Raw genomic sequence first — 24,123 nt, forward strand, 5'->3', positions numbered from 1 at the left:
CCATCCCCCGGGGCCCTCTGTATAAATAATTCTGCCGCCTGTCCGGCACCCCCGACTGCCACCACCCCTGGTACGGACGTTGCAGTTCTGGAGCGATAACAATAAATGCCTGCGCAATCTCAGCGGTAACGACCGCGCCCCTGCAGGCCAAATGCACTTCTACGGGAAACCCAAAGCAAGGAATTCGCCCATGAAAATAATCCACCAACTCTGGCTGCCCGCCGCCCTGGCGCTGGCCGTTTCCGCCTGCGGCAAATCCGCGCCGCCGCCATCGAGCGCCGCCGCAGACAACAGCGCGACACCGGCCGCACCGATGGCACAGAGCAGCGCCGCGGCCACCGAAGCGCTGCATATCCCCTATAAAAAATTCACCCTGCCCAACGGGCTGCGCGTGATCGTGCACGAAGACCACAAGGCACCGGTGGTGTCGGTAGGGGTCTGGTACCACGTGGGTTCCAAGGACGAGCGCCCCGGGCGCACCGGTTTTGCGCACCTGTTCGAGCACCTGATGTTCAACGGTTCGGAAAACTACAACGACGAATACTTCAAACCCTTTGAGCAGGCCGGTGCCACCGGCATGAACGGCACCACCTGGCTCGACCGCACCAACTACTTCGAAACCGTGCCCAGCAACGCGCTGGACATGGCCCTGTGGATGGAATCCGATCGCATGGGCCACCTGCTCGGCGCCCTCGACCAGGCCAAGCTCGACGAGCAGCGCGGCGTGGTGCAGAACGAGAAACGCCAGGGCGAGAACCAGCCCTACGGCAAGGTATGGGAGCGCATGCAGGCGGCCACCTACCCGGCCGGTCATCCCTACTCCTGGGAGACCATCGGTTCGATGGCAGACCTGAATGCGGCCTCCCTCGACGATGTCAAAACCTGGTTCAAGACCTACTACGGCGCCTCCAACACCGTGCTGGTGCTGGCCGGCGACATCGACGAGAAAACCGCGCGGGAAAAAGCGGCCAAGTATTTCGGCGATATCTCCGCCGGCGATCCGCTGATCAAGAAAAAGGCCTGGATCGCCAAGCGCAACCAGCCCAAGCGCGACGTGATGTACGACCGCGTGGCCCAGCCGCGCCTGTACAAGGTGTGGAACACCCCCAACATGGGCCACGCCGACGCCGATGCGGTGAGCCTGGCCGCCGCGGTGCTGGGCCAGGGCAAGAACTCGCGCCTGTACAAGCGCCTGGTGTACAAGGACCAGATCGCGACCGACGTCAACATCGAGCTCGACGAGTTCGAACTGTCGTCGATGTTCCAGATTATCGCCGACGTCAAATCCGGCGTGGATCCGGCCAAAGTGGAAAAGGCGATCGATGAAGAGGTTGCCCGCTTCCTGAAGGATGGCCCCACGGCCGAGGAACTGCAGCGCGCCAACATGACCGAGTACGCCAGCACCGCCCGCGCGCTGGAGCAGGTCGGTGGCTGGAGCGGCAAGGGCGTGATGCTGGCCCGCGGCGAACTCTACCTGAACGATCCCAACGGCCTGCTGAAATCCCTCAACCACAAGCAGCAACTGACCCCGCAGCAGGTACAGAAGGCGGCGCAGACCTGGATTTCCAGCGGCGATTACAACCTCGACGTCATGCCCTTCCCCGACTACAAGGTGGCCAGCAGCGGCGCCGACCGCTCCAAGCTGCCGGACCTGGGCAAGTTCCCGTCGGTGCCCTTCCCGCAACTGCAGACCGCGAAGATGGACAACGGCCTCCAGGTGATACTGGCCGAACGCCATTCAGTGCCGGTGGTCGATATGTCGCTGCGCTTTGACGCCGGTTACGCCGCCGACAAGGGCGCCAAGCTGGGCACCTCCAGCTACGCCATGTCGATGCTGACCGAGGGCACCGCCGATCTCAGCGCACTGGAAATCAGCGCGCGCGAGGAAACCCTCGGCGCCGAGATCAGTGCCAGTGCCAACATCGACACTTCCACCGTCGAGCTCAATGCGCTGACCGCCAACCTGGACAACTCCATCGACCTGTTTGCCGACGTAGTGCTGCACCCGGCCTTTGCCGCCGACGAAATCGAGCGCAAGCGCAGCCGCTGGATCGCCAGCATCCAGCAGGAAAAGACCCAGCCGGTGCAGATGGCTCTGCGCACCCTGCCACCGCTGCTGTACGGCAAGGACCACGCCTACGGCGTGCCGCTGACCGGCTCCGGTACCGAGGCCTCGATCCAGTCGCTGACCCGCGCCGACCTGCAGCAGTACCACGACACCTGGCTGCGCCCGGACAACGCCACCCTGGTGGTCACCGGTGATATCACCATGGACGCGCTGATGCAGAAGCTGGACAAGCACTTTGCCGACTGGCGCGCGCCGCAAAGCGCCGTGCCGCAGAAGAACCTGGCCAAAGTCGCCTACCCGCAGCACAGCAGTGTGTACCTGATCGACAAGCCCGGATCCGAGCAGTCGATGATCATCGGCGGCCTGCTGGCGCCTTCCAACGGTATCGCCAACAGCGACACGCTGCACATGATGAACGATATCCTCGGCGGCACCTTCACCGCGCGTATCAACATGAACCTGCGTGAAGACAAGCACTGGGCTTACGGTGCCTACACCTTCATGACCGGCGGCAAGGGGCAACAGCCGCTGCTGGTGTATGCGCCGGTGCAGACCGACAAGACCAGTGAATCCCTCAATGAGCTGCGCAAGGAGCTGCGCGCCTATGTGGGCAACAAGCCGGCGCGCGAGGACGAGCTGCAGAAGCTCAAGGACAAGCGCATCCACGAGCTGCCCGGCCGCTTCGAAACCATCGCCGCTGTGTCCGGTGCGGTGTCCAACATGGTCACCTACGACCGCCCGCTGGATTACATGGACGGTTACGCCGAGCGCATCCGTACCATGGACCTGGCCAGCATCCGCGAGATGGCCAAGCAGACCATCAAGCCGGACCAGTTCATCTGGGTGGTGGTAGGTGACAAGGCGAAGATCGTCGACGGCATCCGCGATCTGGAGCTGGGCCCGATCACCGAGATCGACGCCGACGGCAAACCGATGACCAGTGCGGTGGCCGGCAGCCGCTGATCCCCGCGAGCCGCCGCCGATTTACCGCGGCGGCTTTTGCGCATTCGCGCAGACGCGAACGGCGCCCACTGCGGGCGCCGTTTTTTATTGGGGGCCGGGAGATAGCAGAAGAAGGTGCCGAGACGGGAAATTGCTGCCGGACGGGAAGCCGGGGCAAGCGCAAGCAGTACGCCTGTACTGCTCTTTTTTGCAGGACGCTAAAGCCGAGACGTAATTCGGTTTTCCTCCCTCAGTGTGATTGCACGCCAATCGGCTTAGTAAAATCATTTTTGCCAAGGGCATCACGACTGCGGCAGTTCTCACTTGGCGAATGGGGCCAAGCTGCTACTTTTTAGATTCCCACCGAGCAGTCGGTCCTGTGGCGCTGCGGCCTCCGCGCCGGGCACGTATGACCGGGTGGACACAATAATGACAGGGCACCGCACCGCGGACGCCCGATAATCACCTCGTGTGGAGCTTTCAATGAAGAAAACCCTATCGTTGTTCGCCGCCGGCGCCATCGCGCTCGCGGTTTCCGCCCAGTCCAGCGCCGCCGATGCGCGCTACATCGTCAAGTTCAAGCCCGGCAAGGGCGCCGCCGTCAAGGCCATGGCACAGCAGCGCGGCGGCCACGCCAAGCTGGCTCTGGATGCGCACAACGCCTTTGCCGCCGAGTTACCGGCGCGCGCTCTGCAGGCGCTGCAGAATAACCCCAACGTCGAGTATGTAGAAAAAGACGTCAAGCGCTTCCCGATGGCGCAGACCGTTCCTTACGGCATTCCGATGGTGCAGGCCGACCAGGTCAGTGATGCGCAGGCGGGCAACCGCACCGTGTGTATCATCGACTCCGGTTACGACATCAACCACGAAGACCTGTCCGGCAATGCCGTGACCGGTTCCAGCGATCCCGGTGGCGCCGGCGACTGGTTCCAGGACGATGTGCACCACGGCACCCACGTGGCCGGCACCATCGCCGCGATCAACAACAGCGTCGGTGTGGTCGGCGTGATGCCCAACACCAACGTGAACCTGCATATCGTCAAGGTGTTCGACGCGAACGGCTGGGCCTACTCTTCTTCCCTCGTCGGCGCACTCGACACCTGTGTCTCCAACGGCGCCAATGTCATCAATATGAGCCTCGGCGGCACGCTGAAATCCCGCACCGAAGACCAGGCCTTCGCCGCCGCCTATGCCAATGACGGCGTGCTGTCCATTGCTGCCGCCGGTAACGATGGCAATACCCGCCAGTCCTACCCCGCCTCCTACGACTCGGTCGTGTCCGTGGCGGCGATCGACAGCGACAAGGTGGTCGCCGGCTTCTCCCAGCAGACCGATCAGGTCGAGCTGTCCGGCCCCGGCGTCGGCGTGCTCTCCTCCGTGCCCACCGGCACCGGCCTCGCCACCACCCTGACAGTGGCCGGCGGCGATATCGAGGCCTCAGCGATGGAAGACAGCCCGCAGGCGTCTGTCACCGGCGCGCTGGCCGATTGCGGCACCGCCGAAACCGCCTGTACGGCGGCTGCCGGCAAGGTGTGCCTGATCGCCCGCGGCAATATCAGCTTCGCCGACAAGGTACTCAACTGCCAGGCCGGCGGCGGTATCGGTGCGGTGGTCTACAACAACGAGCCCGGCATGCTGTACGGCACCCTCGGCGGCGTCGCGACGACAATCCCGTCCGCCGGCATCTCCGACACCGACGGCGCGGCGCTGCTGAATCAGCTCGGTGCCACAACCTCGCTGACCATTGCCCCGAGCAACTATGCCTACTTCGACGGCACCTCGATGGCGACGCCGCACGTTGCCGGTGTCGCCGCGCTGGTGTGGAGCCTGTATCCCAACTGTGCACCGGGTGAAATCCGCGCGGCCATGGATGCGACCGCCGAAGACCTCGGCGCAGCCGGCCGCGACAATGCCTACGGCTACGGCCTGGTCCAGGCCAAGACCACGGCGGATTACCTGAGCGCCAACGCCTGTACCGGCAGCAACCCCGGCGGTAGCGGTGGTGGTGGTGGCGGTAAAGGTGGTAAGGGCGGCGGCAAGCCGTAAGCTGCACACCCGTGTCATCAACGATGACCGCAACGTAAAAAGGGGCCGCGAGGCCCCTTTTTTATTGGCTGAAACAGAGCGTTGCGCAGCGCCTGCCCGGCGCCACCAGCGGGCGCACCCGGATCAGGGTTCACTGCCCGGCAACACCGCCTCCTTCTGTGCCTCGCGCAATTGTTGCAGGCGCGCGCTGGTCTCTGCCGCGCTATCCCGCTGCGGGGCGATACTCTGCACCGGCGCCGCCTCGGCGCGCAGCAACTGCTGCTCCGCGGTCCGCTCTGCCGCATCGTCCGGCACCAGTACCAGCTTGGGCGCATTGCTGTTGAAGCCCAGCAGCACCCAGATAAAAAACAGCAGGCACAGAAAGCGGATCACCAGGGTGCGGTCGAGCAGCCAGTGCAGGCTGTCGCCGCGGTTGCGCAGCAGGCGTGCGCGGTAAAACACATTCAACGCCAGCAGAATACAGGCGGCGATCACCGCCCAGGTTGCCAGGCCGCCGAGGGCGGACACCAGCCAGTTGGAAATCTGTGAATTGATTGTCATCTGAACTTTCTCCCTCGCCGGCCGCTAGCGGCCCTTGCGCGCCACCTGTTTCACCTGACTGCTGAACACCGCCTGTTGCAGGCCGATGGTGCCCAGCGCCTCCACCGGCAGGAAGACCTTGTTGTCGGACTCGGCCATCTTGTCCAGCACTTCCAGCGTGCGGTAAGCCAGGTACTTGTCGGTCACCGACTTGGCCAGCAGGTCGTTAACCTCCTTCTGGCCGATGGCCTTCTCGCGGGCGATGGCGCGGTTCATTTTCTCGCGCTCGAGGTCGCGCTCCATCTGGATTTTCTGGATCTCGAACTGCGCCTTTTCCTGCTCGATCAGTTCGCGGCGCTCGGCGGCGCGCTCCTTGGCCTCGGTGATGACCTTGGGAAACTGCACATCGGCGAGCCCCAGGCGCTTGATCGCAATCGGCGTGCCCTCCAGCGCCTGGCTCACTTCGGCGAACAGCTCGCGGCTCAGGGCCTCGCGGCTGGAGGCAATCTCGTTGATCGAATACTTGGCCACCACCCGGCGCACCACGTCGCGAATCACCGGCTGGGCGTAGGTGTCGTACACATGCTTGACCGAGATATTGTCGTTCAGCGGCGGGATACGATCGAAGATGTTGTCGATCATCTGGCGATTGATCGCCGCGGTCATGCGCACATCGAAATTCATGTTCAGCTGGTCCTTGGGCATAAACAGCTTGAACTTCTCCATATGGCCGAAATCCGCCGTGGCCAGGGTGACCAGCTTGTCGCAGTAGAAGAGGCACATATCCAGGCGAAACTTGGACGGCGGCACGGTTTCCGGCTTGTATCCGTTCTTGGTCAGAATCTTGCCCACATGCGCGGGCGGCACCTCCACACGGTCGGCACAGGCCGCCAGGCTCAGGAACAACGAAATAGTCAGTAATTTGTACAATGTCCGCATTGCGCAACCCCGAATTGCTGCATGATTTATAGGTATGGTTTCGCGCCCAGTGTACCCCAGCAGCGCCCCGCCTGTATGAGCCGCGTCGATGGGCCGGGGCGGCAAACTGTGATTCAATAGCGCCCCCGTCAGAGACACCGAGACCAACAACAACCTATGGAACTGGAATTCTTGACCGCCACCCTGTTCAACCTGGGCATCAACCTGTTGTACACCTTGCTGGCGCTGTTTATCGGCATCCTCGCGCTGCTGACCATTGATAAAAAGTTGCTGAAAAACGTCGATATCGAGTTGGAACTGAAGAACGGCAACCTCGCGGTAGCAATCTTTTCCTCCACCGTCCTCATCTTTGTCGCCCTGATTATTTCCTTCGGGCTGAAAGGCTGATGCGCGGCTGGCTGCTGCTGGCGGCACTCGCGGCGGCGCTGCTGCTGCCGGATCTCGCCCTGCGCCAGCAGCGCCCCACCCCGCAGCCGGACAACACGGCGCTGCCGGGCCTGGCCGAAGCGCGCCGACAGGCCGTGGGCGCGACACAGCCGGCCAGTTACCACCGCGACCGCCAGGCCGGCGTGGTGCGGGTGCAGGGCACCAGCAAACCGCTGACCGAGGCCTACGTGCAGCGCGCCGTGTCCGGACGCAGCGCCGCGCAGAGTGCCTATATGTCGGTGTGGAACTGGCAGGGCATTCCCTCGGCAACCATTTCTGCGCGCGGGCTCGACAGCCAGCACCACTTCGCCAACAGCTACCTGGTGGGCTTCAAGCCGTTCAAGACCCGCCAGCTGTGGGTACCGCTGTATACGCTGGCGGTGCGCAAGGAATACCAGTACGACGCACAGCAGTATGGCGGTCTCGCCGATGTGTGGCAGACCTCACGCCAGTCCTTTTATCAGAAGCGCGGCGACTGCGAGGACCACGCGCTGCTGCTGGCGGATTGGCTGATCGAACTCGGCGTCGATGCGCGGGTGGCGGTGGGCACCTACAAGGGCTCCGGCCACGCGTGGGTGGTGGCGATTGTCGACGACCAGGAGTACCTGCTGGAAGCTACCAGCAAGCGCCGCATTTCCACCTGGAAGGCGCTGCCGCTGGCGCAACTGGTGGACGGCTACAATGTCGAATTCCAGTTCAACCGCCACTTTTTCTGGGCGCGAAAAAACAATACGCCCACGCGCCGCTATCGCGGCAACCAGTGGATCAAAAAGTCACAGTTTATCCATAGCTGACAAACCGCCCGACGATGCGCCCGCGCAGCGGAGCTCGGGCCGCTAGCTGACAGAGACCGGAAAAGCGATTTCGGCACCCCGGACGAGTTACAACCATGCTGCCCCTCGACTACATATTTTTTTCGGTGCTCGCCACCAACGCGATGCTCGGCTCCATACTGCTGATCACCTGGTGCAGTATCGAACGCAAGCCCCACACCTTCTACTGGGCCCTGCTGTTCTGGCTGCTGGTAGTGAATATGCTGCTGAATGCGGCGCGCGACCTGTTTCCCGACCGCAATGTCTACTGGCTGATCGTCAACGCCACCTCGCTGCTGGTGCAGGGGCTGGCGGTGGGGGGCTACCGCTACCGCGCCGGATTGCGGCCATTCCCACCCATACTGATCGGCTACCTGCTGGCGGTGGAGCTGGTGATCGCCTGGTTCACCTTCGGGCACCCGCATATGGGCCTGCGCATGGCGCCCACACCGCTGTCCGGCGCCGTGGCCGCACTGCTGTGCATCCGCACCCTGGCCCGCAAGGAGGGCAGACTGCGCCCGGCGGAGTGGGGCACCATCAGCCTGTTTATTCTCTACACCCTGGCGCAAGTGTCTTACGCGGGTGTTGCCCTGATGCAGGGCGCCGAGCGCGACGACTACTGGTTGTCGATCTACAGCAATATGAATTTCCTGATGATGCCGGCGATCAACGGCGGACTGGGGCTGTTCACCGTGCTGCTCGTCGCCGACGACCTGGCCGTACGCATGCGCCGGCTGGCCACCACCGACCAGCTCACCGGGCTGGCCAACCGCCGCGGCTTCTTTGACACAACCGAACAGATTTTCGAGCACTGCCGTCGGCAGAGTTGTAATGCCTATCTGGCCCTGGTGGATGTCGATCACTTCAAAACCATCAACGACCGCTACGGACACCACGCCGGCGACAGCGCACTACGGCAGTTCGCGCGGCTGCTGCTACTGAAAACCGACTGCCGTGATATCACCGCACGCATGGGCGGCGAGGAATTCGTGGTGCTGTTTCCTGCCGGCGATATGAGCGAGGCCAGTGCCAAGGTCGAGCAGCTGCGCCGGGATATCGAAGCCATGACCGTCATCGCCGGGCAGCAGCGCTTTTCCCTCACCGCCAGTTTCGGCCTGGTGAGTATTGCGGCCCACCACGGCAATATCGTCAGCGCCGTCAATCGCGCCGATGACCTGCTCTACCGCGCCAAGCGCGAGGGCAGAAACCGGGTGGTGCACGAAACCAAAGAGAATGCAGAAACCGCTCCGCCGGCAACTGTGACACAGTAGAACCAGGATGCGCCGCGCACCCCAGCGGCGCTCCTGTTATCGCGCAGCTCACTCCTGCCACCGTCGCTCCCCCATCCCACCCGGACTTTGGCACAGTTAATGCTTTATCTCCTCTGTACAGGGGAGTGAAGTGCCCGCAGAGACAATCCCCTCGATCCATCAGGCAACTGCGAACTCGAGTTTCGCCGGGTTGCGGCGATATACCACCGCAGCCGGCATTCCCTCGAGAAATCTAATAATGATCAGGGGGCCGCATGAGTATTCACGACATAACACTATTTATTCTCCTGCTGTGCTGTGCCGGGTTGATTGCCGGCATCACTTCGGGACTGTTTGGCAACGGCGGCGGGTTTGTGGTGGTGCCGGCACTGCTGGCGGTATTTCCGTTTCTCCCCAACAGCACCCATGAAATCATGCGCGTGGCGGTGGGCACCTCGCTGGCCTCGATCGTGATCTCCTCGGCGCGCTCGGTGCAGGCCCACAGCCGCCGCGGGGCAGTGGACTTCAAGGTACTGCGCGACTGGTCCATCTGGGTGCTACTGGGTGTGGCGGCGGGGCTCTATATCGCCTCGTTTACCGAGAGCCGCAACTTGATTGTGGTGTTCGCCACCGGCGTACTGGTCTACTCCATCTACTTCCTGTTCCCGCACCTGTTCGATCGCTTCAAGGGCCGGCTGACCATGCCCACCGGGATGGCGCGGGCATCGCTGGCAAGTTTTCTCGGCGGCTTTTCTTCGCTGCTCGGTATCGGCGGCGGCACCATAACGGTGATGACCATGGTGCTGTGCAACAGGCCGGTGCACCAGGCCGTGGCAACTGCTGCCGGCATCGGCTTCCTGATCGGGCTACCGGGCGCCATCGGCTTCCTGATCATGGGCCTGCACGAGCCGGACCTGCCGTTCGGCTCGATCGGCTACATCAATATCCCGGCACTGCTGGCCATCTCCGCATTTTCAGTGATCTCCGCACCGATCGGTGCGCGCTGGGCGCACAGTCTCGACGAGGTCAACCTGAAGCGCCTGTTTGGCCTCTACCTGGTGCTGGTTTCCATCACCATGTACGCCAAGACCATCAGTTGATCGCGCGGCGATAAGCGAATAGTCCGTCTCCGCGCAGCACCTGTGCGGAGACGTGCTTGTTTGTGAGGTTCCTTCAACAATCAGGGGAAAAATAATGACGCAGAAACTCAGCAGGCGAATGTTCTTGGGGGGAGCGGCCTCGGCCCTGTCACTGGCCGCCGCCAGTGGTAGCGGCCTGGCGCGGGCCGCCGCAGAGGCACCGACACCGATACGGCCACTGTACGGGCCGGCGCCGGGGGTGGCCAAACTCAATGCCAACGAAAACCCCTACGGGCCCAGCCCCAAGGCACTGAAAGCGATCATGCAGGCGAGCCAGAAGGGCGCCTACTATGTCAGCGACAGTGTGATGAAACTGAAATCCATGATCGCCGAACGTCACGGGCTGACACCCGATCACGTGGTACTCGGCTCCGGCTCCAGCGCCGGCCTCACCGCCGCCGCTATCGTCGCCGGACACAAAGGCAATATCCTCGGCCCGGACCTGTTTTGGGACACCACCGCAAAAGTGGTGGAAGTGCAGGATATCGGCACGATCAAGCGTTTGCCGAAACTGCCGTCGATGGCCATCGACCTGGACGCCATGTACGACGCCATCGACGATTCCATCGCCATGGTGCAGGTAACCAACCCGAACAATCCCACCGGCCTGCTGATCGAGCCGGCGCGCATGCGCAGCTTCTGCATCAAAGCCTCGAAAAAGACCACCGTGCTGGCCGATGAGGCCTACAACGAACTGACCGACGGCGGTGAAGCCAACAGCATGATTCCGTTGATCAAGGACGGCCACGACGTGATCGTCGCGCGCACCTTCTCCAAGATCTACGGCCTCGCCGGTATGCGCGTGGGCTACCTGATTGCGCAGCCCGAACGCATCGCGGAAATGCAGCGCTTCGGTATCGGCTGGTACGGCCTCAACCAGGCCGGCCTGGCCGCGGCCATTGCCAGCTACGAAGACCACGAGTTCATGGGCTTCTGCCGCAGCAAGGTCAAGGAGGCGCGGGAAATGGTCGGCGCGGCAGTCAAGGAGCACGGCCTCACCGCACTGCCATCGGTCACCAACTTCATGTTCGTCGACCTCGGCAACCTGAATGCGGAAACCTTCCGCCAGGAAATGGCCAGAGAGAGAGTACTGATTCGCGGTATTTACCGCGATTACACCCACTGGTCGCGGGTCAGCATGGGGTTGCTTGAGGATGTGGAGAAGTACACCAGGGCGCTGCCGAAGGTACTTTACCGCATGCGCGGGTGATAGCCACAAGCCAGGCACGCCGTTGCCCGCAAACCAGGTAGGGTGCGCGCGGCGCACTCCACAAGCCAAAAAAAATCCCCGCACTGCGGGGATTTTTTTATCTACATCACTCAGAAATTGTGATTCAGGCGCATATAGTAAAAACTGCCCTGCCAGTCCACCACTGTGGCCGAGGAGTAAATACGGCCACAGCAGTAATCCTCGATCGCATCTTTTTCCGGATACTGGTCGAAGATATTGCGCCCGCCCATGCTCACGCTGGTAGCGTCGCTAAAGCGGTACTTCCCTTCCAGATCCACCATGACAATCGGGTCGAACTCCTGCACCTGTTTAACCCCGCCCACTTTGTTGTAGTTCTCGTAGGAGCCATACCAGTTGGCGCGCGCCAGCAGGGAGAAATCTCCGAACTCCTGCATCGCACTCAGCACACCGCGCAGCTTCGGATCGAAGTGCTCGAAATCGTACTGGTCCTCGTCATTGAGGTACTCGCTGGGGTCCGAAGTGAACTCGGACGCATTGTAGTTCACTGAGGCGGTAAGGTTGGTGGTAGCGCCGTTGGACCACTCCAGCGGATAGGTGGCCACTACATCCACGCCCTGGGTACGGGTGTCGAACGCATTGGTGAAGTAGAAGACACCACCGATGGATTCCGCTCCGACGACACCGGCGTCCACCAGTGCCAGGTAGTTGTCGTAGGCGGCGCCCGAAGCGGTGTCTGTGGACACATCCAATGTCGAGATCGCATAGGTGCGGTCATCCACATCGATGCGGTAGAAATCCACAGTCAGTGCCAGCTTCTCCCAGTCCGCCGTCAGGCCCAGTGTGTAGTTGGTGGAGGTTTCCGGCTTGAGGGGTTTGGCCCCCAGTGCCCCGGCCACATCGCCGCTGGCCGGGAACAGGCCGGTAGCCACCGGGAAACCGTTAGGCAGCCGTGTGGATACATTGGTGGTGCCCTGCTGCCCCGGTGTCGGTGCGCGGAAACCGGTACCCACCGAGGAGCGCACACCCAAGTGGTCGTTGATGTCGTACTGCAGCGCCAGCTTGCCCACCAGTTCCGAATCGAAATCCGAATAATCCTCGAAGCGCATCGCTGCCTGCACGAACAGGTCGTCGGTCAGATCAGTGCTCAAGTCTGCATACAGCGCATAGGAATCGCGCGAGTAGCTGCCGGAGTATTCCGGTGAATAGCCGGGGAAACCATTGGAGCCGACCCCGACCACGGTGTAGACCGGATCGTCCGGGTTGGCGCAGTCGAGACTGGAGCCGCCAGCGATGACTCCCAGCCCCGCGCTGGTGGCGGTACCGTCGGCGTTACAGAAACCCCAGGGATCCTGGGTGGCGTAGGGACCGGCGGCATAGGACATCGCGTCACCGCCGGTGATGTCGTAGGACTCGTCCATATAGCTGAAACCGAAGGCGGCCAGCAGCGGCTGCGCACGGCCGATATCAAAATCGCGCGAGAAATCCGCCTGCAACTGGGTTTCCTCGTTGGCGAGAGTACCCGGCTTGAATGAAGTGGGCGTGTCCGGCCCCAGCGACGGGTTGATGGTATTTTTCAGCGTGTAATCAATTTCGCTGTAGCCGTAGCGGGCACTGACATCATAGTTGAGGCCGTTGCCCCACTCACCGCGCCAGCCGGATACCAGCGAGTAATCGGCCACGTCGCCGGAGAAACGCGGGGTGAAACCGCCGGGGAAAATTTCCAGCGGGCTGTAGATGCTGCCATCTTCGGTGCGCAGGTCTTCGATGGTGCCATTGCCCGGGTAACGGTAGTAAAAGCCACCGTCGGCCGAGCTGCTGCTGTAGTTACCGAACGCGTAGAGTTCCGAACCGCCGGACAGGTTGTAGCCGGCGTTAAAAAACAGCCGCGCCGCCTTGCTATTGGGCTGGCCCCACGGGTTGACCACGTCGCTCTCCAGCGAGGCCGTTTTGCTGCCAGCCATAAAGGCGTCGTCTTCGGTGTACCGGGCGTACCCGGCGCTGGGGTCGTACAGCGGATTATTCTTGTCGAGGCAGAACCAGGTTTCGCAGTACTGCTCCGAGCGCGAGGTAAATTCCGATTTGGACACCTCGGTGGAAATACTCAGGAAGCCATCACTGCCCAGCGGCAGGCCGATATTACCGCTCGCAGTGGTCTGCAGGCCGTCACCCTCGCTGTACTGCCCGCTGCTGACACTGAACTCGCCACCCTCGGCGTTATCCTTGAGAATGAAATTGATCACGCCGGCGATGGCATCGGAACCATACTGGGCCGCGGCGCCATCGCGCAGCACTTCCACCGACTTGAGTGCAGAGCTGGGAATCGTGGCGATGTCGGCGGCCTGGGTGCCGGATCCGCCGATTTCCACCAGCGCCGCGCGGTGACGGCGTTTGGAGTTGACCAGCACGAGCGTCTTGTCCGTCGGCATACCGCGCAGTTGCGCCGGCCGAATAAAGGTGCCGCCGTCGCTGATTGGCTGGCGCGACACATTGTAGGAGGGAACCAGTGTTTTCAGCACGTCGTTGGTGTCGGTATAGGACACCGACTCAAGGCTCTCTGCGCCGAACACATCCACCGGCACCGGTGAGTCTGAAACCGAACGCGGCTTGCCGCGCACGCCGGTGACCGACACTTCCTCCAGATCATCCGCTATCGCCAGCGGACCACCACTGATCGCGGTAATTACGGCACAACTGATTGCTGTCAGCTTGGTATTCATAGCCTGCCCCTTAGCTATTAGCTATTTATCGTCAAAACCCCGGGTACATCGATTCAAACTATTGTGTTGTGTCGCCACGCGCGCACTTGTGGTGCGCGGCAGCTTCTTTCTTTTTGAAAACAGTGAAGGTTTCCCGGGGCGCCACGGAACGCGACACCCCACTAGTGAAGGAGCAATATGTATGCCATACGCTGGCGGGGAGGATTAAGTCAGAGCATCAGCGATGCGGCGCAGCACAGTAAGAGCGTCGCTGCTTAAAGACTGCCGCCAGAGCTAAGTATTGGGAAAATTTAGATTTTTATTTTTCCACCGCGGAAAATTTCCTGATGCAGAACGAGGCACGAGTATGGAAAAGTTCATCCGCGCAGTGCGCCGCGTCCGCGCAACACGGAGCGGGACTGTGCTTTGGCATAGTGCAGTAACCGCGGCGACGTCTGAGCGCGTGCGCCGAAATAGAGAAATCACTCCGCCCAACATTGGCGCAGGACAGGATTATTCGCGCCACGGAAAAACTGCGCGCGCCTCGCGACAGTGCGCACGGTGCGGGCCACACGACAGCCTTGAGGTTTGAGAGAGGGGGCGTTCGGCGGGGCAATGACAAAGACCGCGGATGGCCCTTGTCATTGACCCGGCAATCCAATCTTTCAGGGCCGCAGATGCCGCGCGCGGCATCTGCGAAAGTTTGCTTGCCGGGTCAATGGCCAGGAGTCAGATCGGCGAGCCCGGCGGCATCTGTTTCAGGTCACCGGCCTGCACCTGCAGCTTGCCGTCCATAAACGCGGCAATACGGCGCGCCTGGAAGTAGTAGTGAGCGTTGTAGCCGTCGGCATCGTCACCGAACAGCTTCATACCGCCCACCGCCTGCTGGAACTTGGCCAGCTCCAGGTTGGCGGCGGCGCGCACCGGCTCCGCCGCGCCCTTGTCTTCCGCCAGCAGCATCAACTGGTGCAGGTACACGTAGTTGACCCGCTGGTGAATCGTCGCCTGCAGGCCGCGGTACTTGTTTGCCGCCAGGGCCTCGCGGTTGAGCCGTTCCAGCAGTGCCGCGAAGCCCGGCTCGTCGCCGCGGCGCGCATGCTGCTGCACCATGCGTTCGGCGCGCTCCGGGTCCAGCAGGATCGACAGCGTATGGCCGGCGGCCGCCTCGGCCAGCGCCACCGCATCGAAAGCGACACCCGTGTAAGCCGGGAAGCTCTCGTCGGTGCGGCCGTAGCCGTACGCCTTGGGCGGCAGCAGTTGCAGCACCGGTTCCGGCAGCGCCAGGAAATCCGGCGTCAGCGTCGACAGCAGTTCATCGATGGCCTGCTGCTGGCGCTCAGGCGCCACCATGGTGTAGCTCTCCGGCGCGGCATCGTTATAGAGGTAGTCGTAATCCAGCCCGCCGATCAGCTTGCCGACCGCCTCAGCCTGGTAGCGGTGGCCGTAGTAGACCGGTACCAGCGTCTCCTCCAGCGACGAGCGCGGCGCGCCCTGCGGATTGGCGGCGGGGGAGAAGTGATCCAGGGCGTAGCGGCGCAGCTTGGCCATACGCTGGAACTCCGCCAGCGGATCGCTGCCGTTGTCCCACAAGTGGGAATCGGCGTGGGCATTGTTGATCGAGCGGGAATCCGGATCGGAGATAAAGCGCAGTTTCTGCTGCCTGGCGGCATCGATGACCGACGCCAGGTAGCCGGCCTCGTCGCCGCCGGCATCGCCGTAGCCGTAACGGATCGCCAGCTTGTCCCAGGCGCCGATACCGGTGGCGTAGGCGTCCTTGAGGCCGAGGTCCATACCGCGCAGCGTCACCAGCGGCGCCGGGTAGTCCATCACCGAGGCGCGCCCCTCGGTGCTGGCGATAAAGTTGTGCGCCAGCCCCAGGGTGTGCCCCACCTCATGCGCGGCTAGCTGGCGGATGCGCGCCAGCGCCAGCTGCTTGAGCGCTTCAGTGTCCGCTTTGTTGTCGCCGTAGGGCTGCAGCAACCCCTGCGCGATCAGGTAGTCCTGGCGCACGCGCAGCGAGCCGAGGGTGACGTTGCCCTTGATGATCTCGCCGGTGCGCGGATCGGCAATGCCGGCGCCGTAGGACCAGCCGCGGGTGGAGCGGTGCACCCAGCTGATCACGTTGTAGCGCACATCGAGCGGATCGGCATCTGCTGGCAGCACCTTCACCTGAAACGCGTTCTTGTAACCGGCTGCCTCGAACGCCTGCTCCCACCAGCTGGCGCCCTCGATCAAGGCGCTGCGCACCGGTTCCGGCACGCCCGCATCCACGTAGTAGACGATCGGCTTCACCGGTTCGTCGCTACCCGGCTTTTTCTGCAGCCGGTGGCGGTAGATGAAGCGCTGGTCGAGCGGCTGGTCGATGGCACTGGCGTAGTCGCGGTACTGCAGTGGGAAGTAGCCGCTGCGGCTGTGGAAGCGTCGCGGTGTGTAACCGTCGTCCGGCAGCTGTACCAGCGAGATGTGCTGGCGCAGGGAGACCAGGCTCGGGGTCGGCACCACCTCGCGCAGGTAGTTGCCGGGCGCACCGCCGCTGAAGGTCAGCCGCGCCTCGAACTCGCTGTTCTGCGGGAAGTTCCTGGTGCGCGGCAGGTACACCGCCGAGCGGGAGTCATCGACGCTGTAGCTGCCCTGGTCGGTGGCCTTCAGTGACTGGGCCACGCCATGCTGATCGGACAGCAGGAACGGGGTGAAATCCACCAGCGCGCGCTCGCCCTCGCGGGCCAGCACCGGGAAACCCCACAGCACCGAGGTGGCAAAGGCTTCGGCCACCGCGCGGCGCTCGGCCGCGTTGTCGGACTGCGCGCGGTATTGCAGGTTCAGCTGGTGCAGCAGCACCTTGTCGCCCACCCGCTGGAATTGCACCAGCCGGCTGTCGCCGACCTGGTTGCGGTCCAGCCCCACCGGGTTGGAGCCCAGCCCCTGGGCGAGACCGGTCAGCAGCAGGAACTCCCGATCGAAGTCGGCGATCTCCAGATAGATGTGGCCGCTGTTGTCGTCCCAGTAGTAGGGCTGGAAGCCGGGATGCTTCTCCATTCCGGCGGTATATTCGGTGATGGTTTTGGCTCCGGCCGCCGCGCACAGCAAAAGCAGCAGAGCGCCGACCAGTAGTCTGATTGTTCGCATGGTCCTCCCCCGTTTATTCGATTTATATCGCACCAGCAGTTGCGAGGGTGCAGCGGGCTAGGTTACCACTAAAGGGAAACGGGGAGACGCAGCAGACCACCCGACTGATCACAAAATAACCGGGAAAAAATTTTCCGATGCTGCATCCGCTGCGCCTCCGGCGTGCGTCCTATTGCCAAGAACACCAAAAGAGAAACCGGACCCATGTGGAAACCCCTAGCTATTGCCGCCGCCCTGGTCGCCAGCGGCCCGGCCCTTGCCCACGGTATCAACCTGAATATCGATAGCGACAGCGAGTGCAGCGCCGATCTGCATTACCAGCTGCGTGTCGGTCCGGATTCCATGGCCGCATATCAGGAGGATGGCTCCAAGAAGCCGCTGTTTGCCTTCCTCGCTCCGGACCAACTGGTCGTTGACGGCAAGGTCGTGCCCCTGAATGCCGAGCAGCAGGCGCTGGTGCAACGCTATCGCGGCCAGCTGCACGTGGCCGGGCGCCAGCTTACCGATATCTCAATGGATGCGGTGGAACTGGCCCTGCAGGGGGTCAATATTGCCCTGGCAACCCTGGCCGGTGCCGATCATGAAGACACCCTGGAAGTCGAGCAGATGTCTGCCGAGATTCACCGCCGCGCCGAGCAGCGCTTCCGCGGCAAGGACGAGATCTACACCCTCGGCGATCCACAGATCGACGACTTTATCGAGGAAACCGTCGACAAGGACCTGGAACCGCGCATCGAGAAACTGGCGATGAAGTCCGCCGGCAATATCGCCTGGTTCGCGCTCAAGGCCGCGCTGACCGGCGGCGCCAGCATCGACTCCCAGGCGGAAGCCGCGGCACAGAAAGTGGAAGAGAAAATGGAAGCCAAGGGCAAGGTGCTGGAGAAGAATGTCCAGGGCCTCTGCACCCAATTACAGGCTGTTGATGCAACCGAGCGCGAGATTCACACCGCAATCCCCGCACTGGCGCCCTACGACATTGTCGAGATGAATCCCGACCGCGACAGCGCAGACGAATAGACCGGCAAACCGGATCTACCGATTCGCCCCCCAGCGTGGCCGCTTCTGCGGCCTTTTTTAATTGCCCGGAAGAAGCCCGATCAGCCCGGGTTCAGTGTATAGCCCTGCTGCTGCAACAGCGCGTGGGCGGTCATCGCCGACAGCGCCACTTCCACGCCGGGCAACAGGTCCTTCGCCTCGATCCCGTGGGCCGCAGCCGCCTGCCCGCACAGAATGATGCGCACCTTGTGCTTGAACAGCTCGGCGATCAGCGGCGCGTTGGGGTTGTCGCGCTGGAATTTCTTGCGGTACGCCGCATTCGTCAGCAGATCAAAACTCGCCTTGCCGTGCACCACCAGCGCCAGCTCTACCTGCTCGGGCTTCACCCCGGCGCGCGCCTGCATATTGAGGAAGCGGGCCAGGCTGTCGAACTTGCGGTTGACCTTGTCTCCCTCACCCTGCTGGGTGGCATTGAACACCACCTTGAAGTGTTCGTCCCCTTTGAGGGGATGGGTTTGTTTCACATCCGCGACTGCGCCGAAGCCTTTGATCACCGGGCCCGGGGTGAACTCGGCGGCGCCAGCCAACCCCGGCAGCAGCAGAGCGACGAGGCACAGCTTCAGTGGCAGGAAAAGCCTGTTCGAGGTAAGCATCGTGATCCCCTCATTGGTCGATAGTAATCTTTCGCCTTATTGGCGGGTATTTTTCAGCAGAAGCGCGTCATCGATCGGGAAGAATCGCGACGCCGCGCGCTGAAGTGATCGGGCCGCGAGCTTCGCAACCCCGTAGACCTCGACAACAATACCGTATTTCGTGCGAATCCGCTCCACCAGCATATCAAAGTCGCCATCACCGGAGGCCAGCACCAGTACATCCGCATCCGCGGCACACTCCAGCGCATCGATGGTAATACCCACATCCCAGTCGCCCTTGGCAGAGCCATCCGCGCGCTGGATATACGGCTTCAGCTTCACCTCGAAACCGATCGCCCGCAGGATATTCTGGAACTGGCGCTGCTTCTCATCGCCCCGGTCGATGGCATAGGCAATGGCGCGCGTCACCTCGCGACCACCGGTTACCTGCGCCCAGAAGGCGTTGTAATCGAAATTTTGCCCGTAGACCTGGCGGGTGGTGTAGTAGATGTTCTGGACGTCGACCAGTATGGCTACGCGAGTTGGCATGGTTTTATCTGGAAGTGGCGGAATTGGGAGGAAATAGGATCAGCCCAACATTATGGCACGAAAACCTATATCTAAGATTCGCTTAATTTGAGGCCGCCCCAACGGAGACTCTGTAACACGCCGATCAAATCGGGATTCCAGCGCTCGCTTAAACTTCTCGTTCCCCAGCGCCAAGTCTTTATTCACTGACTGGCGGATTTCATCGATCATCTTTGCGTCGAGTTGGCACTGGAAATATGACCCATACTGCTTTCACCACCAGCAAATTTGGGCTTGACCAGCAGGTGTACGTGACTGGTTATAAACAAAATTTTACGCTAACTCCATTACGATGGTGATACACTCAGCAACCACCCAATGGCCTGCAAAAGGTTATAGGTGTCTTGGGATTTCAAGCCTGGTCCATAGTCCGGAATCTGGACCAGAGAAATCATAATTAACCCTCCCGTCAACATACAGGCGCAGTCGACAATATGACCTACCCTACAGGTCAAGTCGCGGCCTCCCAGCCACCGCTGGCATGACCCGCCGCCGATACTGCCTCTCTATCTCTTCCTTGAAATGATCACTGCCCAATGCCAAGCCTTTATTGACCGCGGACGAAATATCCTCGGTAAGCTGTTGATCAACGTGACCTGAAAACAACGCACGATAGCGCTCCCGACGCTGTTTGGGATAGCGTCCCAACCGAAGATACTCGGGATGCGGCACCAGCAGGCTTGACTTTTTGCCCAGCGCATTGCTCGTATAACTGGACCAATAGTAATCGGCGGGATCGAAAACCATATTGGCCCGGACAGGATTCAGTTCTATATAGCGATAGCACTGCAACAGATACTCTTCCGACTGTACCAGGCAGGACTTATAGCGCCCCTCCCACAAAGTACCCGAACGCCGGTAGGCACGATTGAAATAGCGCACGTACATGCGCCCCAGCGCTTGCATCATCCTGGCCACGGCATCTTCTTGCCGTGGTGTCACCAGCAGATGAACATGGTTGGTCATAAAGACCCAGGCATGCACCTCGACCCGATACTCGTCGGCATAGTCGCGGAGCCAACCGGCATAGGCGATGAAGTCATCTTCACAACAAAAACACGGCTGCCGGTCGTTGCCGCGCTGAATGACGTGCTGGGCGATTCCGACCGGGGCGAGGCGGGGTAAACGGGCCATAAGTTCCTCCTTGAACTTTTGGCTTTAGCTTAGATAAGTAAACTGCGTATAAGTGGGATTATGCGTCAAAATTTTACTCTGACCCCGATTATTCCGTCAAAATTTTACTCTGACCCCGATTATTCCTGCGGCGGATGCAGCAAATTGAGAAGTTAGACGCCGCCACCAAGCGGCAGGTGATTCAGGTGATCGATACTTTTATCGAGAATGCCAAGCTGAAGAAGCAGGCTTGATTGCCCACAACAACAAAGCCCCGCCGGGATCACCAGCGGGGCTTTGTGTGGGTGTCCAGAAACAACCGTTCTCCTTGGCTAAATAATTGAGACATACTGCTATCAGGGCCGAAGTAAAGACTTTGACCGTCACCATTTTGAATAACCGTTCCTCCAAAATACTTCAAGAGGTCGGCAGGCGACATATTATTGATTTGGTCTTGGGTCAGCCCCTCTTGTGCATAAGGGGACAACCGTCGTCGTACCCTAATGTCAGAGCTCTGGCGTAGGACCAGAGCTTACTGAACTTAGCTTTGTCTCTTAATTCCAAAGTAAATTGGATCAGCGCTCAAAGTGAATGTATATTCACCTGCAATTAATCTAAATTCAAAGCTATCTGACATGTATAGATCTTTAGCAAAGGATCGTAGATTTTTAGAAAAAAGTTCGGAATCAATAATGTAATGGTTTTTTTCTTTCTTGTCCATAACATAAAGGGAAAAATCAATGGGCCTAGATACACACAATTCAATCTCGTCAGCCAAAAAACCAATATCCCTAAGCATGCCGCAAAATATTTGGCAGAAAGCGTCAAAGTGTTCGCCTTCTTTTAATGTGCTAGCATCATCAAATGAAATTGATGCATTCGTTAAATATCTAAAGTCTATTTCCATCGCCAAGGTCTTCCGTTATTCCACCAATCTTTCCAGTTGAACCCCCCTTTTCCGAAATTGGGGTTTCTTGGGCCAAAATGATACCTTGGATGCTGAGAGCCTGGCCATTTCGGACCGTAATGCAGGTGTGGACCCAATCCTTTATGAGGTGCGTCAGTCGTCACAAATCTGAATTTATTATTTAATGCTCCCGCAGTAGCTATTGTTCCAGTAGCAGCCCCCGCTACAAAACTACCTTGATATAAGGCGGATCCCTGATCCCCGCCGCCAGCACCAATAAACTCCCTTATTTCAGAAAAGCTGGCCCCATACCCAAATACGTTCCCCAACGTGATAGCCCAAAAAACTCCATCACCAAAGCCCGTTGCGGCGTCAACGACTCCCTGGCTCGGTGACCATAGGTGAGCACCGGGGTTATCCCAGAACCCGCTCCCCTCTTGTGCAACTCGCAGGCTTTCTTGCCTTTTCTCACTGGATATAGCCGCTCGCATAACAACCTCATTGTCATTGCTTGCAAGCATAAATGCGCTGTCACCTTTAATTGGATCAGCCGAATCACCACTCTGCCCACTAGCATCTTTTACCTGCTGCACATTCTCTCGCGCACCAAGAGACAATTTTTCCGAGGCAGCCCCAGGTATTTTTGCTTTAGATAGCGCATTATTTATTGCTTGATTATTAAACCCATTACCTTGTGCCGACACAGCATGATTCTTTCTAGCCATATCGGTTACGCTTCCACCCCAATTCGCCGTTGGCAAATTACCGCAGATACTTGCCAGCCTGGAAGCAGCGCACCCCGTATAACCCGAGGGATCGGTACCGGCGAGCGGATTATTCATTATATAGCTGTAAGGATTCAGCGACTGACTATTCCCCGGCGCCTGAACAACCGGATCAACCGACAGGAACCGCCCAAGATTGTAATCATAAGCCCGCCCATTCATATGAATCAACTCGACATCATCCAGATGCTCGTGATCCGTAAAGCCCCGGGTGGTGAAGCTGCTCTCCAGCGTTGGCACCGCCTTGTCGAGGATATTCCCCTGGCGCGGCTTGCCGAACGGATCGAAACTGTGGGTTTCCTTCAGGTTGCCCGACTCATCACCAATGGCTACCGTCGACCCCAGGCGGTCGCAGTGGGTAAAGCCGACGGCGTAACTGGTGCCGCTGGCGCCCGAGGTGTTGGTGACCACGGCAATATCGTCAATATAGTGTCGGTACCTGGTGTCCCCGCCGCCGCTGATACGCTCGAACAACTTGTCGATATAGACCGTTGTCTTGCCCGAGGTCTGGTTGATCTGCCTGTAGCGCTTCTGGTCGGCGCCGTAGGAGAAGTACAGATCGGTGCCATTGCGGCTGATATGCAGTGGTTTGTTAAAGGCGTTGTACCAGATATTCTGGTTGCTGCCCGGTGAACAGCTTCCGCCTGCGGCTTCGCCGATGCGGTTGCCGTTGGCATCATAGCAATAGCCAACGCTACCACCGCCGATCAGGGCGACACTCTTGACCGCACTGGGCCCGCCGGTACTACCGCCTGCGTAGTCGTAGCTGGTGGCGAAGTCGTCCTTCTTCAGCAGGTTGCCGATGGCATCGTAGTCGTAGTCGATTGCGGGGCCATTGGTTCTGCTGCTGTAGTCGAGACGATTCAAGGCGTCGTAAGTGTAGGTCTCCGTGTTCATGGACGCGTCAAAATTTTACTCTGACCCCGATTATTTATGACGGAAATTTATCAGCTCAGTAGTAAAAGCGTGGATGGGCACACTGCGCTTTTGCTGTTAATTTCAAAAATGATTCAAAAATCGGGGAAATTCGGTATTTCACACTGGCGCAGGAAAACAGCAACCAGTTATTCCGGCCAATCCAGACAGGGCCGGCCGGCAACGCGAGGCGTGACTCGCCGCTGATACTGCTGTTCTATCTCATCCTTAAACCGGCCACTTCCCAGCGCCAGCCCTTTGTTCACCGCAGATGAAATATCCTCTGTAAGCTTTTTATCAAGATGAACTGAAAATAAGGCGCGATAGCGCTCCCGACGCAACTTTGGATACCGCCCCAGTCGAAGGTACTCTGGATGCGGCGTCAGCAGGCTCGACTTTTTACCCAGCGCATTGCTCGCGTAACTGGACCAATAGTACTCAGCGGGATCGGCTACCATATTGGCGCGCACGGGATTCAGCTCTATGTAGCGATAGCACTGCAACAGGTAATCTTCCGACTGCACCAGACAGGACTTGTAGCGCCCCTCCCACAAAGTACCAGAACGCCGGTAGGCGCGATTGAAATAGCGTACATACATACGCCCCAGCGCCTGCATCATTCTGGCCACGGCCTCCTCCTGCCGCGGCGTCACCAATAGGTGGACGTGGTTGGTCATAAAAACCCAGGCATGCACTTCTACCAGGTATTCCTCGGCGTAATCGCGCAGCCAGCCGGCATAGGCAATAAAGTCATCTTCACAACAAAAGCACGCCTGCCGGTTGTTGCCGCGCTGGATAACGTGCTGGGGAATTCCGATCGGGGCCAGGCGGGGTAGGCGAGCCATGAGTTCCTCCTTGAACTTGTGACTTTAGCATAGATATTAAATATATAGAGAAGGGGATTTTGATGTCAAAATTTTACTCTGACCCCAATTATTCAACGACAGCGCAAGCCCCTCGATCCAGGCCGCATCATCGCCGAACTCAATTTCGGGTTCTGGACCAGCCTGCTCGACCGGCGCTATGAACAGG

General features: G+C 60.2%; 18 protein-coding genes. 8 read left to right on the forward strand and 10 right to left on the reverse strand.

Annotated elements, in window-relative coordinates:
* Positions 1–190 precede the first annotated feature (190 nt).
* Both ABDK11_RS18115 and ABDK11_RS18120 read left to right on the forward strand, forming a co-directional pair.
* A complete protein-coding gene (locus tag ABDK11_RS18115) occupies positions 191–3,031 on the forward strand; it encodes a pitrilysin family protein (RefSeq protein WP_346837930.1) in 2,841 nt (946 codons plus the stop codon).
* A gap of 462 nt (positions 3,032–3,493) precedes the next feature.
* Entirely contained in the window at positions 3,494–5,056 is a 1,563-nt protein-coding gene (locus tag ABDK11_RS18120; protein WP_346837931.1) for a S8 family serine peptidase, read from the forward strand.
* A 123-nt stretch (positions 5,057–5,179) separates the two neighbouring features.
* On the opposite strand, the gene ABDK11_RS18125 is transcribed toward ABDK11_RS18120, so the two are convergent.
* The gene (locus ABDK11_RS18125; RefSeq protein WP_346837932.1) at positions 5,180–5,596 is read right to left on the reverse strand and encodes a hypothetical protein; all 417 of its coding nucleotides are present in this window, start codon (positions 5,594–5,596) and stop codon (positions 5,180–5,182) included.
* A 24-nt stretch (positions 5,597–5,620) separates the two neighbouring features.
* Positions 5,621–6,514, reverse strand: a complete 894-nt coding sequence (locus ABDK11_RS18130; protein ID WP_346837933.1) for an SPFH domain-containing protein — start codon at positions 6,512–6,514, stop codon at positions 5,621–5,623.
* Positions 6,515–6,670: 156 nt separating this feature from the next.
* Here ABDK11_RS18130 and ABDK11_RS18135 point away from each other — a divergent pair, with 156 nt between their 5' ends.
* The 5 genes from ABDK11_RS18135 to ABDK11_RS18155 all read left to right on the forward strand — a co-directional run bounded on the left by ABDK11_RS18135 (position 6,671) and on the right by ABDK11_RS18155 (position 11,351).
* Positions 6,671–6,901, forward strand: coding sequence for a DUF350 domain-containing protein (locus ABDK11_RS18135; RefSeq protein WP_346837934.1), 231 nt, complete (start codon positions 6,671–6,673; stop codon positions 6,899–6,901).
* Positions 6,901–7,734, forward strand: coding sequence for a transglutaminase-like domain-containing protein (locus ABDK11_RS18140; RefSeq protein ID WP_346837935.1), 834 nt, complete (start codon positions 6,901–6,903; stop codon positions 7,732–7,734). Before ABDK11_RS18135 ends, ABDK11_RS18140 begins: the two co-directional genes overlap by 1 nt.
* Positions 7,735–7,829: 95 nt before the next feature.
* A complete protein-coding gene (locus ABDK11_RS18145; RefSeq protein WP_346837936.1) occupies positions 7,830–9,023 on the forward strand; it encodes a GGDEF domain-containing protein in 1,194 nt (397 codons plus the stop codon).
* Positions 9,024–9,277: 254 nt separating this feature from the next.
* Positions 9,278–10,102 carry a sulfite exporter TauE/SafE family protein gene (locus tag ABDK11_RS18150; RefSeq protein WP_346837937.1) on the forward strand — a complete coding sequence of 275 codons (825 nt, stop codon included), beginning with the start codon at positions 9,278–9,280 and terminating at the stop codon, positions 10,100–10,102.
* Positions 10,103–10,196: 94 nt separating this feature from the next.
* Positions 10,197–11,351, forward strand: coding sequence for a histidinol-phosphate transaminase (locus tag ABDK11_RS18155; protein WP_346837938.1), 1,155 nt, complete (start codon positions 10,197–10,199; stop codon positions 11,349–11,351).
* A 110-nt stretch (positions 11,352–11,461) separates the two neighbouring features.
* On the opposite strand, the gene ABDK11_RS18160 is transcribed toward ABDK11_RS18155, so the two are convergent.
* Together ABDK11_RS18160 and ABDK11_RS18165 are read right to left on the reverse strand one after the other, a co-directional pair.
* A complete protein-coding gene (locus ABDK11_RS18160; RefSeq protein ID WP_346837939.1) occupies positions 11,462–14,050 on the reverse strand; it encodes a TonB-dependent receptor in 2,589 nt (862 codons plus the stop codon).
* Between the two features lie 708 nt (positions 14,051–14,758).
* A complete protein-coding gene (locus tag ABDK11_RS18165) occupies positions 14,759–17,155 on the reverse strand; it encodes a zinc-dependent metalloprotease (RefSeq protein ID WP_346837940.1) in 2,397 nt (798 codons plus the stop codon).
* Positions 17,156–17,359: 204 nt separating this feature from the next.
* Here ABDK11_RS18165 and ABDK11_RS18170 point away from each other — a divergent pair, with 204 nt between their 5' ends.
* A complete protein-coding gene (locus ABDK11_RS18170; protein WP_346837941.1) occupies positions 17,360–18,172 on the forward strand; it encodes a DUF2884 family protein in 813 nt (270 codons plus the stop codon).
* Between the two features lie 80 nt (positions 18,173–18,252).
* Here the strand turns inward: ABDK11_RS18170 and ABDK11_RS18175 are convergent, their stop codons facing one another.
* The 6 genes from ABDK11_RS18175 to ABDK11_RS18200 all read right to left on the reverse strand — a co-directional run bounded on the left by ABDK11_RS18175 (position 18,253) and on the right by ABDK11_RS18200 (position 23,936).
* Positions 18,253–18,804, reverse strand: coding sequence for a DsrE family protein (locus ABDK11_RS18175; RefSeq protein WP_346837942.1), 552 nt, complete (start codon positions 18,802–18,804; stop codon positions 18,253–18,255).
* 36 nt (positions 18,805–18,840) lie between these two features.
* Positions 18,841–19,332, reverse strand: coding sequence for an NYN domain-containing protein (locus ABDK11_RS18180; protein ID WP_346837943.1), 492 nt, complete (start codon positions 19,330–19,332; stop codon positions 18,841–18,843).
* A 483-nt stretch (positions 19,333–19,815) separates the two neighbouring features.
* A complete protein-coding gene (locus ABDK11_RS18185) occupies positions 19,816–20,505 on the reverse strand; it encodes a transposase (protein ID WP_346837944.1) in 690 nt (229 codons plus the stop codon).
* Between the two features lie 520 nt (positions 20,506–21,025).
* Positions 21,026–21,391: a hypothetical protein gene (locus ABDK11_RS18190; RefSeq protein WP_346837945.1), complete on the reverse strand. Its 366-nt coding sequence runs from the start codon at positions 21,389–21,391 to the stop codon at positions 21,026–21,028.
* Entirely contained in the window at positions 21,382–23,073 is a 1,692-nt protein-coding gene (locus ABDK11_RS18195) for an RHS repeat-associated core domain-containing protein (RefSeq protein ID WP_346837946.1), read from the reverse strand. Before ABDK11_RS18195 ends, ABDK11_RS18190 begins: the two co-directional genes overlap by 10 nt.
* A 167-nt stretch (positions 23,074–23,240) precedes the next feature.
* Positions 23,241–23,936 carry a transposase gene (locus ABDK11_RS18200; RefSeq protein ID WP_346837947.1) on the reverse strand — a complete coding sequence of 232 codons (696 nt, stop codon included), beginning with the start codon at positions 23,934–23,936 and terminating at the stop codon, positions 23,241–23,243.
* Between the last annotated feature and the right edge of the window lie 187 nt (positions 23,937–24,123).

This window comes from Microbulbifer sp. SAOS-129_SWC, from assembly GCF_039696035.1.
GTDB lineage: Bacteria > Pseudomonadota > Gammaproteobacteria > Pseudomonadales > Cellvibrionaceae > Microbulbifer.

Coding starts and splice junctions, on each gene's coding strand:
- ABDK11_RS18115 (WP_346837930.1), top strand. CDS start 191: ATGAAAATAATCCACCAACTCTGGCTGCCCGCCGCCCTGGCGCTGGCC.
- ABDK11_RS18120 (WP_346837931.1), top strand. CDS start 3,494: ATGAAGAAAACCCTATCGTTGTTCGCCGCCGGCGCCATCGCGCTCGCG.
- ABDK11_RS18125 (WP_346837932.1), bottom strand. CDS start 5,596: ATGACAATCAATTCACAGATTTCCAACTGGCTGGTGTCCGCCCTCGGC.
- ABDK11_RS18130 (WP_346837933.1), bottom strand. CDS start 6,514: ATGCGGACATTGTACAAATTACTGACTATTTCGTTGTTCCTGAGCCTG.
- ABDK11_RS18135 (WP_346837934.1), top strand. CDS start 6,671: ATGGAACTGGAATTCTTGACCGCCACCCTGTTCAACCTGGGCATCAAC.
- ABDK11_RS18140 (WP_346837935.1), top strand. CDS start 6,901: ATGCGCGGCTGGCTGCTGCTGGCGGCACTCGCGGCGGCGCTGCTGCTG.
- ABDK11_RS18145 (WP_346837936.1), top strand. CDS start 7,830: ATGCTGCCCCTCGACTACATATTTTTTTCGGTGCTCGCCACCAACGCG.
- ABDK11_RS18150 (WP_346837937.1), top strand. CDS start 9,278: ATGAGTATTCACGACATAACACTATTTATTCTCCTGCTGTGCTGTGCC.
- ABDK11_RS18155 (WP_346837938.1), top strand. CDS start 10,197: ATGACGCAGAAACTCAGCAGGCGAATGTTCTTGGGGGGAGCGGCCTCG.
- ABDK11_RS18160 (WP_346837939.1), bottom strand. CDS start 14,050: ATGAATACCAAGCTGACAGCAATCAGTTGTGCCGTAATTACCGCGATC.
- ABDK11_RS18165 (WP_346837940.1), bottom strand. CDS start 17,155: ATGCGAACAATCAGACTACTGGTCGGCGCTCTGCTGCTTTTGCTGTGC.
- ABDK11_RS18170 (WP_346837941.1), top strand. CDS start 17,360: ATGTGGAAACCCCTAGCTATTGCCGCCGCCCTGGTCGCCAGCGGCCCG.
- ABDK11_RS18175 (WP_346837942.1), bottom strand. CDS start 18,804: ATGCTTACCTCGAACAGGCTTTTCCTGCCACTGAAGCTGTGCCTCGTC.
- ABDK11_RS18180 (WP_346837943.1), bottom strand. CDS start 19,332: ATGCCAACTCGCGTAGCCATACTGGTCGACGTCCAGAACATCTACTAC.
- ABDK11_RS18185 (WP_346837944.1), bottom strand. CDS start 20,505: ATGGCCCGTTTACCCCGCCTCGCCCCGGTCGGAATCGCCCAGCACGTC.
- ABDK11_RS18190 (WP_346837945.1), bottom strand. CDS start 21,391: ATGGAAATAGACTTTAGATATTTAACGAATGCATCAATTTCATTTGAT.
- ABDK11_RS18195 (WP_346837946.1), bottom strand. CDS start 23,073: ATGAACACGGAGACCTACACTTACGACGCCTTGAATCGTCTCGACTAC.
- ABDK11_RS18200 (WP_346837947.1), bottom strand. CDS start 23,936: ATGGCTCGCCTACCCCGCCTGGCCCCGATCGGAATTCCCCAGCACGTT.